The sequence below is a fragment of the Ruegeria sp. HKCCD8929 genome (assembly GCF_013031405.1).
Classification (GTDB): domain Bacteria; phylum Pseudomonadota; class Alphaproteobacteria; order Rhodobacterales; family Rhodobacteraceae; genus Ruegeria.
In genome coordinates this window covers 303,179-323,532 of record NZ_WPZY01000004.1, presented here as the reverse complement: position 1 = coordinate 323,532, position 20,354 = coordinate 303,179, and the positions used below count along the sequence as shown (strand labels likewise).

The following is a 20,354-nucleotide window of genomic DNA, read 5'->3' as shown; positions in this document are numbered from 1 at the left end:
TTGCAAAGCCCTGTGCCCTCATGCGACCCTGAGAACAAACAGGAGGACGTCATGCGACGCTTTGCTTTTTCCTCAATTGCTTTGTTTCTCTCGGTTTTTTCAGGCGCCAAAGAGGTTGAGGCGCAAACTCATGTGCCCGAGTTCCGCTATGTGGTGACCCGCGACGCCGATTTTCCCGGCGGTGATCTTGAGGCTCTGTTCGACACCGACCTGTCCTCCTGCGTGCGGGCCTGTTCGGCGCGAAGCGATTGCGCCGCGTTTACCTTCAACACCCGCTCGAACGCCTGCTTTCCCAAAAACGGTGTTAGCGAGGCCGCCCCATACGAAGGTGCAATATCGGCTCAGAAAATAGCGACGGCGCCGGATATTCTCAGCACGGCACCGGCTCGGGCAGGCGATCTTGCGTTCCTGAGGCAACAGGATTTTGAGCGCGCGCTGAACCAGGCGCGCGATCTGGGCCTTCGCCATCCGGGCGGCGGGCTGGATTTGCAAGCGGTTCTGGATGCCGCGCGCACCGCTGGTGATTCCGTCCGCGCCATGCGTTGGAGCGGGGTCGCGGTGTCGCTGTCCGACCGGCCGGATCTATGGGTGGAATACGCCCGGTTGCTGCTGCGAATCCGGACCAATGATGGAAACCAGCAACGCAACTACCAGCGTCGCGCGCTCAGTGCCGCGCTCAACGGTTATTTGCGGGCCGGTACGCAAGGCGGGCAGGTGGCTGCTCTGGATATCCTGGCTGACGCGCTGGAGCGTAATGACCGCGGGCGGGACATGGTCTTGGCCCTGCGTCTGGCGTATCGGATCCAGCCACGCGCGGACATCCAGACCGCTCTCGACCGGGCAGTGGCCAAATATGGTTTCCGCGTCACTGACAGTTCAGTGGAAAGCGATTCCGCGGCGCCCCGGATCTGTGCTCAGTTCTCGGAACCGTTGGTCAAGGCCGGGGTGGATTACGAGACCTTTGTGCAACTGCCCGAGCCGCAGATGGTGGTACAGGCGGACGGCACACAGCTTTGCGTGGACGGGGTCGAGCACGGCAAGCGCTACCGCATCACCTACCGCGAGGGGCTGCCGGCGGCGTCGGGTGAATCGCTCTACCGCGACGTGACGCTGACCCACTATGTGCGCGACCGGTCGCCTTCGGTGCGGTTCCCCGGGCGCAGCTACGTGCTGCCCAAGGCGGCAGATGCCGCGCTGCCGGTCGAGACGGTCAACTTGACCGAGTTGAACCTGACCCTGCGCCGGGTCAGCGACCGCAACCTGCTGCGCGCCATTCAGGATGAGTTCTTTGGCCGCCCGCTCAATCACTGGCAGGATGAACAGTTCTCGGACGAGATCGCCGAAGATGTCTGGACCGGTACGGCCGAGGTGCAATCCGAACTCAACCGCGACATGACCTCACGCCTGCCGATGGCCGAGGCGATTGCCGGACAGCCCGCTGGGATCTACGCGCTGACCGCGCGGGTGCCGGGGGCCGATCCCTACGACGATCCGGGGGCGACGCAGTGGTTCGTGCTGTCCGATCTGGGAATTAGCTCGATGTCCGGCACAGACGGGTTGCATGTGACGATCCGTGGCCTCGGTGATGCCGCGCCACGCGAGGGTGTCGACGTAACGCTGATCTCGCGCGCCAATGCCGTCATCGCTCAGGCCACAACAGATGCCGACGGGCTGGTCCGTTTCGATCCGGGCATGACTCGGGGCCGGGGCGCGGCGGCACCCGCGATGATCCTTGCCAAAGCGGGGGAGGAGGATTTCAGCTTTTTGTCGCTGACCGATCCCGCCTTTGACCTGTCCGACCGGGGCGTCGAGGGCCGCGCACCTGCCGGGCCGGTGGATGTGTTCCTGACTACCGATCGCGGCGCCTACCGCGCCGGCGAGACGATCCATGCAACCGCACTCAGCCGCGATGGCGAGGCGCAGGCGGTCGAGGGGCTGCCGCTGACCGCCATTCTCAGCCGTCCCGACGGGGTGGAATACCGCCGTCTGGTCTCGGATGGCGGGGTCGCGGGCGGCCATGTCTTTGCACTGCCGGTCGGTCCGGATGTGCCGCGCGGAACATGGCGGCTTGAGGTCCGGTCCGATCCCAAAGGTCCGGCACTGGCCAGCCAGACCGTGCTGGTCGAGGATTTCCTGCCCGAACGCATCGACTATGACCTGTCATTGCCCGGCGCCCCTCTGCGCCCGGGCGACAGCCCGCCGCTGCGGATCGAGGCGAAGTATCTCTTTGGCGCGCCGGGCTCGGACCTGACCATCGACGGACAGGTGGTGCTGCGCGCGGCGGAGACCGTCGCGGGTTATGAGGGTTACCGCTTTGGGCGCTATGACGAACGCACCTCGGCCCAGAGCAGCCAGTTCGGCGGCGCGCGGACAGATGCGCAGGGCTTGGCGACCGTCCCGGTCGAGATCCCGCAGATTGACGCCAGTGGCAAACCACTTGAGGCGACTGTGATCGCCCGTCTTGCCGACGGCTCGGCCCGCCCGGTCGAACGCCGCCTGACCGCGCCGGTTCTGCCAGCCGGCCCGGTGATTGGCATCAAGCCGATGTTCGACGATGTGGTCAGCGAAGGGACCGAGGCCGCGTTCCATGTTATCGGCCTGTCCCCCGAGCTTTCGCCCATGCCGATGCGCGTCCGCTGGACGCTGAACCGGGTCGAGACGCGCTATCAGTGGTATCAGCTCTACGGCAACTGGAACTGGGAACCCACGACCCGCCGCACCCGTGTTGCCACCGGTGATGCCGATCTGATCGCCGAGCCTCTGGTGCTGAGCCAGCCGGTCGACTGGGGCCGGTATGAGCTGGTGGTAGAACGGCTCGATGGCGCCTATGCCGCCTCGGCGGTGGATTTCTATGCCGGGTGGTATCAGGCCGCCGATGCCTCAGCCACGCCGGACCGGCTGGAGATGTCGCTGGACCGCGACAGATATCGCCCGGGCGACACGGCGCAGCTGCGGATCGTGCCGCGCATGGCCGGAGTCGCGCAGATCGCGGTGCTATCGAACAAGGTGATCGCGCGTCGGATGATCGAGGTGCCCGAGGGCGAAACCGTCATTCCCGTACCGGTGACCGAGGATTGGGGCGCCGGGGCCTATGTCACGGCCACCGTGATCCGTCCGATGAATGTGACCGCCGGGCAGAACCCGGCCCGCGCGCTGGGCGTGGCCCATGCCAGTGTCGAGCCGGTCGGGCGCGAACTCGCGGTCTCACTTGACGTGCCGGAGATTACCGAGCCACGCGCAACGCAGCAGGCACGCGTCAAGGTGGAGGGAGCTGCAGAAGGTGAGCAGGTCTGGATGACGCTGGCCGCTGTGGACGTGGGCATCCTGAACCTGACCGGTTTCGAAAGCCCCGATCCCAAGGGACACTATTTCGGCCAGCGCCGTCTGGGGGTCGAGCTGCGCGATGTCTACGGACGGCTGATCGACGGCATGAACGGCGTCATGGGCATCGTTCGCTCGGGCGGTGACAGCGACGCTGGAATGCGGATGCAATCCCCGCCGCCGACGCAGGAACTGATGGCGGTTTTCAGCGGCCTCGTCGAACTGGATGCGAACGGAGAGGCAGTGATCGACATCGTCCTACCCGCCTTCAACGGCACCGTGCGGCTGATGGCAGTGGCCTGGTCGCCCAGCGCCGTGGGACAGGCCGAGGCCGAGATGATCGTGCGCGATCCGGTGGTGGTCACCGCCAGCCTGCCACGCTTCCTCGCGCCGGGTGACAGCAGCCGCATCTTGCTGGAGGTGGTGCATGCCGATGGGCCGTCGGGCGCGATGTCGCTGGCCCTGAACGCCCCTGGTGCGCTGCAACTGGGCACCGTACCCGGGTCGTTCACGCTGGCCGAAGGCGGCAAAGCCGTGTTCGAGGTGCCCGTCACCGCCTCTGCCATCGGCGATCCGGTGGTCGAGGTGGCTCTGACCACACCGGATGGCCGCGCACTGACCCAATCGCTGACCCTACCGGTACGCTCGAACGATCCGGTGGTGGCGCAAACCCGACGGTTCGCGCTGGGCGCGGGCGACAGTTTCTTGTTTTCGAACGATGTTTTTGCCGGTTTACGTCCGGGATCAGGCAAGGCGATCCTGTCTGCCGGTCCGCTTGCGAAATTCGACACGCCCGGCCTGCTCGACCGGCTGGATCGCTACCCCTATGGCTGCACCGAGCAGGTGACCAGTCAGGCGCTGCCGTTGCTCTATCTTTCGTCGGTCGCGCAAGCGACCGGGCTGGGTGACGGCCCGGTGGTCGAAAAGCGGATCAACGCCGCGATCACCCGAGTGCTGACCCGGCAGGCCTCGAACGGAGCGTTCGGGCTATGGCGCGCGGAAAGCGGGGATTTTTGGCTGGATGCCTATGTCAGCGACTTCCTCAGCCGCGCCCGGGCGCAAGGCCATGCCGTGCCTGACCGCGCCTTTGCGCAGGCGATGGACAACCTGCGCAACCGGATCAACTACGCACCCGATTTCGACCTAGGGGGCCAGGATATCGCCTATGCCCTGATGGTGCTGGCGCGCGAGGGCGCGGCGGCGATGGGCGATCTGCGCTATTACGCCGACGTCAAGGGCGAGGCATTTGACACGCCGCTCGCAGCGGCACAACTGGGCGCCGCGCTGGCCTCATACGGCGATCAAACCCGCGCGGACGCAATGTTCGCCCGCGCCGCCCGGATGGTGGCCAGCCAGACCGCGCAAGAGGCTCAGGTCTGGCGCGCCGATTACGGCACCCGGTTCCGCGATGCGGCGGGCCTGCTCGCGCTGGCGACCGAGGCCGGCAGCAATGCGGTGGACCGCAACGCCCTGATCACCCGCGTCAGTGCCGACAGTGCCGCCCTGTCGACGCAGGAGGCCACTTGGTCCCTGCTGGCCGCCCACGCGCTGGCCGCGACGCCTGGTCAGTCGGGGCTGCGGGTGAACGGCGCACCGGTTGACGGACCCTTCGTGCAGGTGTTGGAAGGCAACGCCAGCGAGGCGCTGAACATCACCGCCGTCGACGGGCAAAGCACTGACGTCACTCTGACCGTCAGCGGCGTGCCCGAGGTCGCACCGCCCGCGGGTGGCACCGGCTACACGATCACCCGCCAGTATTACTCGATGGAGGGCGCCCCGCTGGACCGGCGCAGCTTTGCCGTGGGCGAACGCTTCGTGACCGTGCTGACCGTGTCCCCGCATGAGTCTGGTGATGGCCGCCTGATGCTGGATGATCCGCTGCCCGCCGGGGTCGAGATCGACAACCCGAACCTGCTGCGCTCGGGCGATGTGCGAGCGCTGGACTGGCTCGACCTCACCGAAGCGACCCATGCCGAGTTCCGGTCCGACCGGTTCCTCGCGGCGGTGGACCTGTTGGGCGGCGGATCGGTGACGCTGGCCTATGTGGCGCGCGCAGTGACCCCCGGCACGTTCCATCACCCGGCGGCCTCGGTCGAGGATATGTACCGCCCGCGCTACCGCGCATGGACAGGAACGGGGCAGGTCGTGGTGCAATGACAGGCCGCACCGCCATTGCCACCGCCCATTGGCGGCGGCTGGATATCGAAGGCACGGATCGCTGCACCCTGTCGCGTCTGGATCACGGCTGGATGCTGGTCGGGCAGGCGATCTGGCACGAGGACGGGACCGACGCGAACCTGACCTATGATGTCCGCTGCGGCCCGGACTGGACCAGCCTGTCCGCCGATGTCAGCGGCGAGGTTGCCGGGCGCGCGCTGGCCCTGCGCCTGCGCCGTGGCGCCGAGGGCTGGCTGCTCAATGACGAACCGCAGGCGGATACCAGCAATTGCCCCGATCTGGACCTCAGCTTTACGCCTGCCACCAACCTGCTGCCCCTGCGGCGGCTGACCCCGACCGATGGACACAGCGCCTCGGTCTGCGCCGCATGGCTGCTGCCGGATTTCGCCACCATTGCCCGGCTGGATCAGACCTATACCTGGATCGAGGCGGGCAAGGTCTCCTACACCTCCCCCAATTTCACCGCTGATCTGGACGTGCACGAAACCGGCTTTCTCACCCGCTACCCGGATCTGTGGGAGGGCTGGGTCGATGGCTAACCCCGCCCGCCTGCTGTTGAGCCTCGCCGCCTGCCTGTTCCTTGCCGGTCTGGCGCGGGACACGGTGGACGATTGGGTCGCGCGCACCGAACTGCCCACGGTTCTGGCCGAAACCTCGGTCGAGGTGCGGGACCGCAATGGCGCCCTGCTGCGCACCTATCCGGTGGAGGACGGGATATGGCGGCTGCGCCCGGGGCCGGTCGATGCAGGGTTCGTCTCGATGCTGATCCGGTACGAAGACAAACGGTTCCGCTCCCATAACGGCGTGGACCTGATGGCCATTGCTCGCGCCGCCGGGCAGGCGCTTTGGAACGGCCGGACGGTCTCGGGCGGTTCGACCCTGACCATGCAGGTAGCGCGCCTGCTTGAGGATGGACCGACCGGACGCTGGAGCGGCAAGCTGCGCCAGATCCGGGTGGCGTTGGCGCTGGAACGGCAGCTAAGCAAGCACGAGATCCTGTCGCTCTATCTGACCCACGCGCCTTATGGAGGCAATCTGGAAGGGGTGCGCGCGGCGACGCTGGCCTGGTTCGGCAAGGAACCGCGCCGCCTAACTCCGGCTGAGGCCGCGTTGCTCGTGGCCCTGCCACAATCGCCCGAAGCGCGGCGCCCCGACCGTCATCCGGAGCAGGCACGGGCCGCGCGCAACCGGGTACTGACACGGATTCAGCAGCACGGTGTTCTGCCCAAAGCAGAGGTGTTGGCCGCGTTTTCCGAGCGTTTGCCGGGCACTATGCGGGCCTTCCCACAACTGGCGGCGCATCTGGCCGACCGGGTGCGCGCGGAAACGCCCGAGGCCGCTGCCCATGACCTGACGTTGGATGCCGGATTGCAAGCGCGCCTGGAACCGCTGGTGGCCCGTGCCGCTGCGCGGGCCGGGCCGCGCGTGTCCGGCGCGATGATCGTGGCCGATCATCTAAGCGGCGAGGTTCTGGCCTCGATCGGCTCGGCTGGTTATGCCGATGCGCGTCAGGGTTTCGTGGACATGACCACCGCCCTGCGCTCACCTGGATCGACCCTGAAACCGCTGGTCTACGGGCTGGCCTTCGATCAGGGCATGGCCCATCCCGAGACGCTGATCCACGACAGCCCGGTCATGTTCGGTCGCTACGCCCCCCGCAATTTCGATGGCATCTTCCGCGGCGATGTCCGTGTGCGCGAGGCGTTGCAGATGTCGCTCAACATCCCGGTCGTGCGGCTGACGCATGAGCTTGGACCGGGCCGCGTGATGGCGGCACTGCGGCGCGCGGGCGCCCAGCCACGCCTGCCGGGCGGAGCGCCGGGGCTGGCAATCTCGCTGGGTGGTGTCGGGATCACCCTGCACGATCTGGTACAGCTCTACGCCGCACAGGCACAGGGCGGTCAGGGGCCGCTGCTGCGCCATGGTCTGACCGATCCGAAAGAGCAGACCACTCGGGTCATATCGGACATCGCCGCCTGGCAGGTCGGCAACATTCTGGCCGGGCTCGCCCCGCCGCCGGGCGCACCCGCTGGGGTGCTCGCCTATAAGACCGGCACGTCCTACGGCCATCGCGACGCCTGGGCGGTGGGCTATGACGGGCGCCATGTGATCGGGGTCTGGCTGGGGCGCGCGGACGGCACCCCGGTGCCCGGCGCCTTTGGCGGCGATCTGGCGGCGCCGCTGCTGTTCGAGGCCTTTGGTCGTCTGAAACCCGGCTTTGTTCCCCTTCCACCGCCACCGCCCTCAACGCTGATCGTAGGTGCCGCTGACCTGCCGCAACCTCTGCAACGGTTCCGCCCCCGCTCGGCCGCCTTTGAGACGCAGGCTGACGCGCCGCAACTGCTGTTCCCGCCCGATGGCGCCCGGCTGGCCACCGATGGTGGCGCGCTGACCGTGAAACTGCGCGGCGGGTCCGGACCGTTCTCGCTGCTCGCCGATGGGCAGCCGATGGCCACGGGCATCCGGCAGCGTGAGTTTCAGGTGCCCAATCCGGGGCGCGGTTACGCCTCGCTGGTGGTGATTGACGCCCGCGGGCGATCGGACCGGGTGACCGTGGAAATCGAGTGAACCGAACGAGGAGGCCATCATGACACGAACATGGATCTACGCCCTTGCCGCCAGCCTGACCGCAGGCACCGCGCTAGCCGAATGTGCCACCGATGCCGAGATCGAGGCCTTTGTCGCAGATTACCTGTCCAACACCCCAACACAGGCTCTAACAAAGGACGGCGGCATCGAGGATGCGCTCTGCACCCAGGCCAAACTGACCCTTGCGTTGGAGCCGCACAAAGGGCCGGTCGCGGGCTACAAGGCCGGGCTGACCAGCAAACCGGCGCAGGAGCGGTTCGGGGTGTCCGAGCCGGTGCGTGGCGTGCTTTACCGCGACATGATGCTACCTGACGGGGCCGAGGTGCCCGCGAACTGGGGCGCAAGGCCGGTGTTCGAGGCCGATCTGATCCTTATCGTGGGCGATGCGGCGATCAACCAGGCGACAACACCGGAAGAGGTGCTGACCCATGTCTCGGCCGTACATCCCTTCATCGAACTGCCCGACCTGACGCTGGCCGAGGGCGAGCCCATCACCGGCGTCACCCTGACCGCCATCGGCGTGGCCCCGAAACTAGGCGTGCTGGGCGCGGCGATCTCGGTCGAGGACCCGGCAGCGATGGCACAGGCGCTGGGTGACATGCAGGTCACGCTGGCGGCGGCGAACGGAGAAGTTCTGGCACAGGTTCCGGGCAAGGCGGTACTGGGTCATCCGGCCAATTCCGCCCTGTGGCTGATGTCCAAGGGTATCGAATTCAAACCCGGAGACATGATCTCGGTCGGCTCCTTCGGGCCGCTATTCCCGCCTGCCAAGGGCAAGGGCGGAGCAACCGCGACCTATAACGGCCTGCCCGGCGATCCGTCGGTCAGCGTGGTGTTCACGGATTAACGCCGCCCCTCGCGCAGCCAACCGGCCAGCAGGAAACCACTGGCCAACAGCAGCACCAGCCACGGCGGCAGCAACCCGGCCTGCGTCACATCCCGCGTCTCGTAGGCGCCGCGCGGGGTCAGGCCGATCCAGCCGCGCCCCGCCGCCGGACGTCCCTCGCGCACGGTGCGGACCGAGGGTAACCCATCCTCCAGCCGGATCACCCCGCCACGCAGATCGGCCAGCACCGGGCCCACGATCTCGTCGGTGGCAATCGTACGCTCGAACTCCTTCGGGGCAGCGGGACCAAGGCCGATCACCGCCTCATGATCGCCCTCACGCAAACGATAGAGCCCGATTTCCGGCCCCTGATAGAGCGCCTCGTAGCGGCCCGGCGAGGTCTCGTTCAATATCACCTCGACGGTGCTGCCGTCGGGGTTCGTCACGGTCACCGGTCCGATTTCCGTCTCTAACGTGCGGCGAATGATGCGCATGGTCTGGGCGCTGGCCTCGGCCCACAGCGCCTCTTCCTCAAGCTCGGGCTCCTTCATCATCCAATGCGCCAGCCGCCTCAGCAGCTCCAGTTGCGGCCCGCCGCCCTCATAGCCCCGGCTCCAGAGCCAGGCATGGTCCGAGGCCAGCAGCGCCACTCGCCCCTCGCCCACACGGTCGAGCACCAGCAGGGGCCGCTCGTTAATTCCGGTCATCAGCATCTGACCCGAGCGCGGCTTGACCTCGATCTGCCGCAACCACGCGCCCCATTCCTCGTCGGTGGTCAGTCCGGAGGTCACCGGATGGCGTTCGCCCAGCTCGGTCACTTCTGGCACATAGCGTTCTTCGATCACCCGCGCGGTCGGCTGCGCAGGCAGGATCGGCGCCAGCGGTGAGCGGAAGATACTGTCGGCGGTCGCGAAATCCGGCCCCGCCGCCACCAGAACTGCACCGCCGCCGTTCACATATTTAGTGACGTTGTCCAGGTAGATCGCAGGCAGGATGCCGCGCCGCTTGTAGCGGTCGAAGATGATCAGGTCGAAATCCTCGATCTTTTCCAAAAACAGCTCGCGGGTGGGAAAGGCGATTAGCGACAGCTCATCCACCGGCACGCCATCCTGTTTCTCGGGCGGGCGCAGGATGGTGAAATGCACCAGATCCACCGAGCTGTCCGATTTCAGCAGGTTGCGCCATGTGCGCCCGCCCGGATGCGGCTCGCCCGAGACCAGCAGCACCCGCAGCCGGTCGCGCACGCCGTTCATCTGAATCAGCGCGGTGTTGTTGCGGTCGGTCAGCTCGCCCTCTGCGGCAGGCACCGAGAACTGGATCACGTTGCGCCCGCCATGAGACAGGGTAACCGGAAGTTCGATATCCTGACCAACGGGCAGGTCGAAGCGCTCGGGTTCTCCGCCGTCCACCGACAATTCCAGTGGCGCCAAAGGCCGCGAGTCCGGAGCGGCCCCGCTATCCTCGATCCGCAGGGTCAGGGTGACCGGCTCGCCAATGATGGCAAAGGCGGGCGCGTTGCGCACGATAAGGCGCCGGTCCCAGTCATCCTCACGCCCGGTGAGCAGCAGATGCATCGGGGCGGGCAGTTCCGGGGTCTGTTCGATGTCATGCACCAGACCGTCAGACAGGGCGATGATCCCAGCGATGCGGGCACGCGGTTCCTCGGCCAGCGCTTCGGAGAGGGCGGTCATCACCTGCGTACCTTCGTCGCTTTCGCCATCGCGGACACCTATGCGGCGCAGCTCGGTGTTGTCGCGCGCTTCGATCACGGCAGCGAGTTGCTCGGCGGCCTGCGCTGTCTGGTCGCCCCGATCCGACAGGGTTTGGCTGGCGCTTTCATCCTCGATCATCAGCACGATGTCGGTCAGCGGCGCGCGGTCCTCGATCTGATAGACGGGTCCGGCAAGGGCACCGATGACCACAAGCGCCGCCAGCCCGCGCAGCGCCCAGCCCGAGAGGCCCCGCCACAGCGCAAGCATCACGCCACCCACCGACAGGGCCGCGACAATAGCCAGTATCGGCCACGGGATCAGCGGATCGAATATGACGGTTCCGGTCATTGTCCCAACCTGTCGAGCAAGGCGGGCACGTGGACCTGATCGGATTTGTAGTTCCCGGTCAGCACATGCATCACCAGATTGACGCCGAAGCGATGCGCCAATTCACGTTGGCGCTCGCCCGCATAGCCGCGCCCGACCGGCAGCAGCGCCTGACCGTTGCGGTCCACGGCCCAGGCGCTGGCCCAGTCATTGCCGCCGATCACCACCGGGGTCACGCCGTCATTGAGATTGCGGAACGGCATCCCCTCGATCTGCTGGGCATCTGGCGGTGCGGCCTCAACCCAGACCTCGGGGCCGACATAGCGGCCCGGGAAATCCTGAAGCAGGTAAAAGGCGCGGGTCAGCACATGGTCGCGTGGCACCGGCTCCAGCGGCGGGATGTCCAGCGGCGCGGCCAGTTGCTGCAGCTTGCGGCCATTGGGGCTGGCAGTGCCGAACCGGGCGATATCGGCGTCACGGGTGTCGAACAGGATCATCCCGCCCGAACGAAGATAGGCGTTGAGTTTGGAGTATGCCTCGTCCGAGGGCAGCGGCTGATCCGGTGTGACAGGCCAATAGAGCAGCGGGAAAAAGGCCAGCTCGTCGCGTTCGAGGTCAACACCAATAGGCGCGGCGGGCTCGACCGAGGTGCGATAGAACAGCGTGTCCGACAAGCCGCGCAGCCCGGCCAGCGCCACATCGTCCACTTTTCGATCCCCGGTCAGAACATGGGCCAGAACCAGCTCGTTGGTGGAGGACAGGGCAAAACCGGTCTCGGCCCCGTCCTGCGCATGGCCCTGTGGAGAAGCGACAACAGCGCCCAGTATCAGAGCCGCCGCGCGTGCCAGACCCAGCCGCCCCGACAGCGCCAGAGAGACGATGACGTCGATCACCAGCAGGATCAAGGCAAAGCTCAGCAACGGCCCGCCCAGCGGGGTCTCGCGGTTACGCTGCTGCCCGCGGACAGGCACGTTGGCGGGCCAGACGGCGGGGCTCAGTTCGGCCTCTTCGGACAGCACATTGAGCGCCAGCCGCTGCTTGCCGTTCTCGTAGATGCCGGGCCGCAGATCGGGGCCGATCTCACCGCTGGCGAGCAAAACCCCATCGATCCCTGCGAGATTGCCCGCATCCGACAGCCCGCCAAACCCGTCGAGCACCTGCGCGGGCGCCCACGTGGTGCCCTGCAACTGCGCCTCTTCCCGCGCTTTGGCAGACGAGGCCACGGCCAGCCGGTCCAGCATTTCGACGAACAGGCCGGAAAGCGGCAGGCTGGACCATTCCGCATCCGCCGTCACATGGAACAGCACCACCTGCCCCAGCCCCAGCGCCTTGCGGGTCACCAGCGGTGTGCCGTCGCTGAGCGAGGCAATGGCGCGGTCGGCCAGATTGGGATCGGGCTGCGCCATGACCTGCGTCGTCACTGTCACATCCTCGGGCACGCTCAGCCCGTGGAACGGCGAGGTCTCGGCAAAAGGCGCCAGTCCCTTGGCCTCACCCCAACTCATCGCGCCACCCACCGTGCGGCCACCGCTGCGCAGGCGGACGGGCAGCAGGATATCCTCTTCATCGCGGCCAAGATCGCTGGCGGCCATGCGCGGCCCGGCAAAGCGCAACAGCAGCCCACCCTGTTCGATCCACTCGACCAGCTCCGCCTCTTCCTGCCCCGACAGCGTGGCCACATCCGCCAGCACGATCACGTCCGGCTTGGCGGGCAGCACCTCAAGCAGTGTGCCATCGACGAAATCCGCCGTGGGGATCAGCACCTGCGTCAGGTAATGCAGGGGCGAGAGCAGCTCCAGCCCCTCGCGGTTGCGGTTGCCGGCGATCAGCGCGACCTCGCGGCGGCGCAGGCTGTCATCGGTCAATGTGATGGCACCGGCCGAGCGCAGGCTCTGCAACTCGAACCGGGTGATCCGCGCCCGCAGTTCCGACGGCAGGGATAGGGCGGTTTGCGCCTGCGTCTCGCCCTCGGCAAACTCGGCGGTGGCGGATTGCAGCATGCGCATATTACCCGCAGGGTCACGGCCCTGCGCAAGGATCGTCACGCTCTGCACCCCGTCGGGCCGCGAGCGCGTGGCGGTCAGCTGAATGGCGCCGTCCTCGTAGCGCGCAGGCAACAGGCCGATAATCGGTGCATCGGTCTGGAACACGGTGACCGCGCCACGGGCTTGTAGGGCCGGCAGCAACTGCTCGCGCCCATCATAGTCGATGGCATCGCTGAACCAATGGGTGTCGAACCCACCCTCAAGTGTATCCAGGCTGGACAGCGCCATCTCGATCAGCGCCGCATCCGGCTGCCACGGCATCGGCATCAGGCCCGGCAGCCGGCTGCGCCAGGCCTCGGCGGATTGAAAGACCGGGGGTTCGGGATCGCTGAGCCGCAGCAGCGCCACGGGCTGCCCTGCGCGTCCCGCCTCGGTCAGCTGCGTGTCGATCAGGTTCAGCCTGCGGGACCAGTCCGAGGCACCGGCCCAGCTGGCATCGAACACCAGTAACAGAGGCCCGGTGCCGGTTTCATCCCGCGAGGGGTTCAGGACCGGCCCGGCCAGCCCGATGATCAGCGCCGCCGCCGCCAGCATCCGCAGCAGCAGCAGCCACCATGGTGTGCGGTCCGAGACGCTTTCGTCATCCTGCAAACCCAGCAACAGGGTCACCGCCGGGAACAGCCGCCGGATCGGCGCGGGCGGCACGGCGCGCAGGATAATCCACAAGACCGGCAGCGCCAGCAGCCCCAGCAAAATCCAGGGCGCGGTAAAGCCGATGCCTGCAATGACGGTCATCGGGTTCCCCCATCCAGCGCACGATAGAGCCACAACAGAGCCGCCTGCGCACTGTCACCGGTATGGTGCAGGCCCAGTTGCCAACCGGTCGCACGGCAGAGCTGCAGCAGAGAATCTTTCCGCCGCGCCAGCCGGTCCAGATACCGCTCGCGCAGATCGCCCGCCTTGAGCGTTTCGTGCCTGAGCGAGCCCCCGATACTTTCGAAAATCGTCCTGCCGCGATAGGGAAACGTCTCTTCCTTCGGGTCCAGAACCTGCAACAGAACGCCCCGCACACCGCGATCGGCGGCCTTGGTCAGCGCCAGCTCCACCTCGTCCTGATCGCCGAGGAAATCCGAGATGAACACAGCGCGCGAATGGGGGATCATGGCACGGTGCTCAGGCGGGGCGTAATCCTCGGCCTCATCCTTGGACCAGGCCTCGGCCAGCCGGATGATCTGTGCATTGCCGCGCCGCGGCGGCAGGGTGGTGCCGGTCAGGCCCACACGTTCGCCCCCGCGCACCAGCAGGATCGACGTGGCCAGGCCCAGCAGCCGCGCCCGGTCGGCCTTGGGCGGCAGGTTCTTGTCCGAGGAAAATCGCATCGACGCGCCCTGATCGACCCACAGCATCACCGATTGCGCAATCTGCCACTCGCGCTCGCGCACATATTGCTGATCGCCCCGGGCCGAGCGGCGATGGTCGATCATCCTCTTGCTGTCACCTGTCTGCGCCGGGCGGTACTGCCAGAAATCGTCCCCCAACCCCGCGCGGCGGCGGCCGTGATCGCCCAACAGGACAGTGCCCGCCAGATGTTCGGCCCGTGCCAACAGCGGGGGAAGTCGGGCCGCCTCAGCCTCGGATCTTTCGCGTAAGGAGAGCGCGGCGTTCACGCCGCTGCCTCGTTGCGGGTCAGGCTGGCGGCGGTGCTGTCGATCAGCTCGGCCAGGCTGTCACCGCGGGCGCGGGCAGCAAAGTTCAGCGCCATCCGGTGGCTGAGCACAGGGCGCGCCATGTCCAGCACATCCTCGGCATTGGGCGCCAGCCGGCCCTGCAACAGCGCACGCGCCCGCACGGTCATCATCAGTGCCTGCGCCGCACGTGGACCGGGCCCCCAGGCCACGGTTTCCGCGACACGCTCGGACACACCGGGCTCATCGGGACGGAAGGCGCGCACCAGATCAAGGATCAGCTCGACCACCGACTCCCCAACCGGCATCCGCCGCAGCAGGACCTGCGCTGCCAGAAGTTCCTCGTGGGTGAACACCTGCGAGGCCTCCTCCTCCTCCATTCCGGTGGTGGCGATCAGGACGTCGCGCTCGGTTGCACGGTCGGGATAGTCGACATCGACCTGCAACAGAAAGCGGTCGAGCTGTGCCTCGGGCAGCGGATAGGTGCCCTCCTGTTCGATCGGGTTCTGGGTGGCTAGCACGTGAAACGGCACACCCAGCGAGCGATCTTCGCCCGCCACGGTCACCGTGCGTTCCTGCATCGCCTGCAGCAGCGCCGATTGCGTCCGCGGACTAGCGCGGTTGATCTCATCCGCCATCAGAAGCTGGCAGAAGATAGGCCCGGAGATAAAGCGGAAATGGCGGCTGCCGTCCTCGGCGGTATCCAGCACCTCGGACCCCAGAATATCGGCAGGCATCAGGTCCGGCGTGAACTGGATGCGGTTGCCATCCAGCCCCATCACCGTCGACAAAGTCTCGACCAGCAGCGTCTTGCCCAGCCCCGGCAGACCGATCAGCAACGCATGCCCGCCGCACAAAAGCGCGGTCAGGGCCAGGTCCACCACCCGCTCCTGCCCGATGAAGCGGCGGGTGATCGAGGACTTGGCCAATTGCAGCTTCTCTTCCAGCGCTTCGATCTCGGCGACAAGGTCGGCAGGTTCGGACATGACTTTCCTTTCCGTCGGCATGTATGCTTGGAGTGTATCGCGCTGAGAGGAAATGGCAAAAACAATGAGCGAACAAAATGCTGTGACACCTTCAGCCGATGGCATTGCTGCATCGGTCAAGGCGGTGAAATCAAGGGGCCTTCCGCCGGTTCACCTGTGGAACCCGCCCTTTTGCGGCGATCTGGACATGCGGATCGCGCGGGATGGAACATGGTTTTATCTTGGCACGCCGATCAACAGGCCGGAGATGGTTCGGCTTTTTTCGTCGATCCTGAAGCTGGAGGATGGCGAGTATTTTCTGGTCACGCCCGTTGAAAAGGTGGGAATCACCGTCGAAGACGCGCCATTTGTCGCCACCGATTTCGAGGTATCGGGCGAAGGAGAGACGCAGCAGCTCATATTCACCACCCATGTCGGCGACACCGCCGTTGCAGGCCCCGGCCATCCCATGCGGGTTGAGCGCGACCCTGAAACGGGCGAACCGTCGCCTTATATTCTGATCCGCGCCGGGCTTGAGGCGTTGATCGACCGCAAGAGTTTTTACCGGCTGGTCGAATTGGGGACGCATCACGACGGCTGGTTCGGCCTGTGGTCTTCGGGGCAGTTCTTTCCGGTGATTCCGGCGGAAGAGCTGGAGGCGACTGAAACGACGTCTCGTTAGGCCGACGATCACGCCTGTGATCACCTTGGAAAGGGGGCTCTGCCCCCGTCGCCCAAGGGCGACTCCCCCGGGATATTTTTGAACAGAAGAAGCTGGGGATGCGCTCTTTCCCCCGTGCGCACGGGCCGGTATGTCTGGAGCGCCTAGTGCGAGAGCCCAATGCCAAGATTTGCCGCCAATCTGTCCCTGCTGTTCAACGAACTGCCCTATCTGGACCGTTTCGCCGCCGCCGCTGCTGCCGGATTCGAAGCAGTGGAGATCCTGTTTCCCTATGAACTGGCCGCCAAAGAGACGCGCCGTGCTATGCTGGCCAACGGGCTGGAACTGGTGCTGATCAACGCACCACCGCCAAACTACGCCGGTGGTCAGCCCGGTTATGGCGCGGTCCCCGGTGGAGAGGCGCGGTTTCAATCCGACATCCGCAGGGTGCTGCGCTATGCCGAGGCGCTGCTGCCCGGGCTGATCCATGTGATGGCGGGCTATGTGTCCGGGGACGAAGCCGCCGAAACACTCGTGCGAAACCTGCAATGGGCCGCCGACGCCGCACCCACTCAGCGCTTCACCATCGAGCCGTTGAACCCGATCTCGCAGCCCGACTACTTCCTCAACGACTACGATCTGGCGGCTGAGATTCTGGACCGGGTCGACCGCCCCAATGTAGGGCTACAGTATGACAGTTTTCACGCAGAAATGATCCATGGGGACGCGCAAGCGGTGTGGGAGCAGTTCCGGGCTCGCGTCTTCCACGTCCAGATCGGTGCGGCCCCGGACCGGTCCGAACCCGGTCGTGGACCCATCGATTTCCAACGCCTTTTCAACGCGATAGATCAAAGCGGCTATACAGGCTGGGTGAGTGCCGAATACACACCCTCCACTGCGCGGACCGAAGCATCTCTGCACTGGATGAGCCTGTGATGTGCACGGGCGCACTGGATTTCACATCTCAAGTGCTGCATATGATGCGGTAACCCGGCTCAAGGAACGCCCGTATGATCCCAGCACGTTTCGCCCCCGTCCTGTTCGGCTTCATCGTTTCGGGGCTGATGTCCTGCATCGTGACCTGCATCGCCACGATCCGGAATGTCGGCTTGGGGCCCGAGACCTTCGGGAAATGGATGGGCGCCTGGACGCTTAGCTGGCCCGTCGCATTTGCTGTGATCCTCGTCGTCGCCCCGCTAGCCCGGCGTCTGGTGGCTTGCCTGGTCAGGCCCGAAGAGGCCTCGAAGAGGGCCCGCTGGGCCTGATGAGAGGCGCGTTCCCTAGTGCGCTTCGGCCCAGTTGGCCCCCCGTCCGGCATCAACGATAAGCTTCACATCCAGCTTCACCGCCGGATCAGCCGCGCCTTCCATGACCTGACGCGCGGCGGCGATGGTATCGTCCACCGCATCCTCGGCCACTTCGAACAGCAGTTCGTCGTGCACCTGCAACAGCATCTTTGCGGGCAGATCCGCAATCGCGTCAGGCATCCGCACCATGGCGCGTCGGATTACATCCGCCGCCGTGCCCTGAATCGGCGCGTTAATCGCCGCGCGGCGGGCAAAACCCGCATGCGGCCCCTTGGCGTTGATCTCGGGCGTGTGGATGCGGCGGCCAAAGAGGGTCTGTACGTAGCCATGTTCCTTGGCAAAAGCGATGGTGTCGTCCATGTAGCGCCGGATGCCCGGGAACCGTTCGAAATAGCGGTCGATGAAACCCTGCGCCTCGGCCCGCGGTATACGCAGGTTGCGGGCAAGGCCAAAACCGGAAATGCCGTAGATCACACCGAAATTGATCGCCTTGGCCTGTCGCCGGATATCCGGGGTCATCTCATCCAGAGGGACGTCGAACATCTCGGACGCGGTCATGGCGTGAATGTCCAGACCATCCGAAAACGCCTGCTTCAGAGCCTGAATATCGGCGATATGCGCCAGAATCCGCAGCTCGATCTGACTGTAGTCGAGCGACAGCAGAACATTGCCCGGCTCGGCAATGAACGCCTCGCGAATGCGGCGGCCTTCCTCGGTGCGCACGGGGATGTTCTGCAGGTTGGGATCGGTCGAGGCCAACCGCCCGGTACTTGCGCCGGTGATCGAGTATGAGGTGTGCACCCGTCCCGTATCGTCATTGATATGGGTCTGCAGCGCATCCGTGTAGGTCGATTTCAGCTTACTGAGTTGCCGCCAGTCCAGCACACGGCGGGGCAGCTCATGCTCGGTCGCCAGATCCTCAAGAACATCCGCACCGGTCGAGTATTTGCCGGTCTTGCCCTTTTTGCCGCCCTCAAGCCCCATCTTGTCGAACAGGATCTCACCTAGCTGCGCGGGTGAGCCCACGTTGAAGGTCTCACCCGCCAACTCGTGGATCTCGGCCTCAAGCCCCGCCATCTTCTGCGCAAACGCATTGGACATGCGGTTGAGAACCTCACGGTCCACCTTGATCCCGTGCATCTCCATCTCGGACAGAACGGGGATCAGCGGGCGTTCCAGGGTCTCGTAAACGGTCGTCACCTGCGCCCGGTGCAACTGCGGTTTGAACAGCTGCCACAGACGCAAGGTGATGTCCGCGTCCTCGGCGGCATAGGCGGTGGCCTCGTCGATCGAGACCTTGTCGAAGGTGATGGCCGACTTGCCTGAGCCCAGCAGCGGCTTGATCGGGATCGGCGTGTGGCTCAGATACCGCTCGGACAGCATGTCCATCCCGTGCCCGTGTTCGCCGCCATGCATGGCATAGGACATCAGCATAGTGTCATCCACCGGCGCCACGTCCAGGCCATAGCGGGCAAAGATCTTGGCGTCGTATTTCATGTTCTGCCCGATCTTCAGGATCGACGGGTCCTCGAACACAGGTTTCAACAGCGTCAGAGCCTCATCCAAAGGCATCTGCCCCTCAGCCAACTGATCCGTGCTGAACAGATCATCGCCCGCCCCTTGCCGGTGGGTCAGCGGGATGTAGCAGGCCGTGCCCGGCTCAACACAAAGCGAGATGCCCACCAGTTCGGCAATCATCTCGTTCAGCCCGGTAGTCTCGGTATCCACCGCCACCCAGCCGCGCTCATACGCAGCATCGACCCATTTCTGCAAAGCCACCGCATCGCGCACGCATTCGTATTTCTCGGCGTCAAAGGGGATGTCTTCCGGCACTGTCTCGTCAACGGCAGGCGCGGGAGCATCGGCGATCACCGGCGCTTCGACACCCAGTTGCCCGGCAATCCGCTTGGTGAGCGTTCGGAACTCCATCTCGGCCAGGAACCCCATCAACTTCTCGGGCTCGGGGTCCTTCACCTCAAGATCGCTCAGCGTGAAATCCAGCGGTGTTTCCTCATCCAGCTGCACCAGCTTCTTCGACAGCTCGATCTGGTCGCGTTTTTCGATCAGCGTCTGACGGCGTTTGGGCTGTTTGATCTCCTCGGCTCGGTCCAGCAGCGTTTCCAGGTCGCCAAACTCGTTGATCAGGAGCGCGGCAGTCTTGACCCCGATCCCCGGAGCGCCCGGCACGTTGTCCACACTGTCGCCCGCCAGCGCCTGCACATCCACAACGCGCTCGGGACCCACACCGAATTTCTCGAACACCCCGTCGCGGTCGATGCGCTTGTTCTTCATCGCATCCAGCATTTCGACCCCGTCGCCGACCAGCTGCATCAGGTCCTTGTCGGAACTCACAATGGTCACGCGTCCGCCCGCATCGCGCGCCTGCACGGCCAAGGTGGCAATGATGTCGTCGGCCTCGTACCCCTCTTTCTCCTTGCAGGCGATGTTGAACGCGACGGTTGCCTGACGGGTCAGCGGGATCTGCGGGCGCAGATCCTCGGGCATCGCCTCGCGATTGGCCTTGTACTGGTCGTAAAGCTCATTGCGGAAGGTGTGCGATCCCTTGTCGAAGATCACCGCCACATGCGTTGGCGCATCCGGCCCGGTGTTCCCCTCGACATATTTCTGCAGCATGTTGCAGAACCCGGAAACGGCACCAATCGGCAACCCATCCGATTTCCGCGTCAATGGCGGCAGTGCGTGATAGGCGCGAAAAATGAAGGCCGATCCATCAATCAGATGCAGGTGACACCCTTTTCCGAACTCACTCATGCGCCCTCTCCCTGTCGGTCAGAACC

12 protein-coding genes are annotated in these 20,354 nt (G+C 65.6%); 7 read left to right on the top strand and 5 right to left on the bottom strand.

From position 1 onward, the window contains the following. Positions 1-51: 51 nt before the first annotated feature. Genes GOX53_RS08675 through GOX53_RS08660 form a run of 4 tightly spaced genes read left to right on the top strand, consistent with a single transcriptional unit; the run spans position 52 to position 8,935 of the window. Positions 52-5,478, top strand: a complete 5,427-nt coding sequence (locus GOX53_RS08675) for an alpha-2-macroglobulin family protein (protein ID WP_171175367.1) — start codon at positions 52-54, stop codon at positions 5,476-5,478. Continuing rightward, on the top strand, positions 5,475-6,038 hold the full coding sequence (locus tag GOX53_RS08670) for a putative glycolipid-binding domain-containing protein (protein ID WP_171175365.1): 564 nt from the start codon (positions 5,475-5,477) through the stop codon (positions 6,036-6,038). Before GOX53_RS08675 ends, GOX53_RS08670 begins: the two co-directional genes overlap by 4 nt. Further along, positions 6,031-8,067 carry a penicillin-binding protein 1C gene (gene pbpC / locus GOX53_RS08665; protein WP_171175363.1) on the top strand — a complete coding sequence of 679 codons (2,037 nt, stop codon included), beginning with the start codon at positions 6,031-6,033 and terminating at the stop codon, positions 8,065-8,067. The genes GOX53_RS08670 and pbpC overlap by 8 nt, the downstream gene beginning before the upstream one ends. Positions 8,068-8,086: 19 nt before the next feature. After that, positions 8,087-8,935 (top strand): 2-keto-4-pentenoate hydratase, encoded by an 849-nt coding sequence (locus GOX53_RS08660; RefSeq protein WP_171175361.1) that lies wholly within the window; start codon positions 8,087-8,089, stop codon positions 8,933-8,935. Here the strand turns inward: GOX53_RS08660 and GOX53_RS08655 are convergent. The 4 genes from GOX53_RS08655 to GOX53_RS08640 are packed head-to-tail and all read right to left on the bottom strand — an operon-like array spanning position 8,932 to position 15,609. Beyond that, a complete protein-coding gene (locus tag GOX53_RS08655) occupies positions 8,932-10,974 on the bottom strand; it encodes a hypothetical protein (RefSeq protein WP_171175359.1) in 2,043 nt (680 codons plus the stop codon). The genes GOX53_RS08660 and GOX53_RS08655 overlap by 4 nt on opposite strands. Then, positions 10,971-13,733: a DUF4159 domain-containing protein gene (locus tag GOX53_RS08650; RefSeq protein ID WP_171175357.1), complete on the bottom strand. Its 2,763-nt coding sequence runs from the start codon at positions 13,731-13,733 to the stop codon at positions 10,971-10,973. Before GOX53_RS08650 ends, GOX53_RS08655 begins: the two co-directional genes overlap by 4 nt. Continuing rightward, positions 13,730-14,605 carry a DUF58 domain-containing protein gene (locus GOX53_RS08645; RefSeq protein WP_171175355.1) on the bottom strand — a complete coding sequence of 292 codons (876 nt, stop codon included), beginning with the start codon at positions 14,603-14,605 and terminating at the stop codon, positions 13,730-13,732. The genes GOX53_RS08650 and GOX53_RS08645 overlap by 4 nt, the downstream gene beginning before the upstream one ends. Then, entirely contained in the window at positions 14,602-15,609 is a 1,008-nt protein-coding gene (locus tag GOX53_RS08640) for a MoxR family ATPase (protein WP_171175353.1), read from the bottom strand. Before GOX53_RS08640 ends, GOX53_RS08645 begins: the two co-directional genes overlap by 4 nt. A gap of 64 nt (positions 15,610-15,673) precedes the next feature. On the opposite strand from GOX53_RS08640, the gene GOX53_RS08635 reads away from it, so the two are divergent. The 3 genes from GOX53_RS08635 to GOX53_RS08625 all read left to right on the top strand — a co-directional run bounded on the left by GOX53_RS08635 (position 15,674) and on the right by GOX53_RS08625 (position 17,514). Then, positions 15,674-16,270 (top strand): DUF1285 domain-containing protein, encoded by a 597-nt coding sequence (locus GOX53_RS08635; RefSeq protein ID WP_171175352.1) that lies wholly within the window; start codon positions 15,674-15,676, stop codon positions 16,268-16,270. A 159-nt stretch (positions 16,271-16,429) separates the two neighbouring features. Beyond that, a complete protein-coding gene (locus GOX53_RS08630; protein ID WP_171175351.1) occupies positions 16,430-17,185 on the top strand; it encodes a hydroxypyruvate isomerase family protein in 756 nt (251 codons plus the stop codon). A 74-nt stretch (positions 17,186-17,259) separates the two neighbouring features. Then, entirely contained in the window at positions 17,260-17,514 is a 255-nt protein-coding gene (locus tag GOX53_RS08625) for a DUF2798 domain-containing protein (RefSeq protein ID WP_171175350.1), read from the top strand. Between the two features lie 15 nt (positions 17,515-17,529). On the opposite strand, the gene polA is transcribed toward GOX53_RS08625, so the two are convergent. Continuing rightward, complete coding sequence (gene polA / locus GOX53_RS08620; protein WP_171175349.1) at positions 17,530-20,328, bottom strand: DNA polymerase I; 2,799 nt, start codon at positions 20,326-20,328, stop codon at positions 17,530-17,532. Positions 20,329-20,354 lie beyond the last annotated feature (26 nt).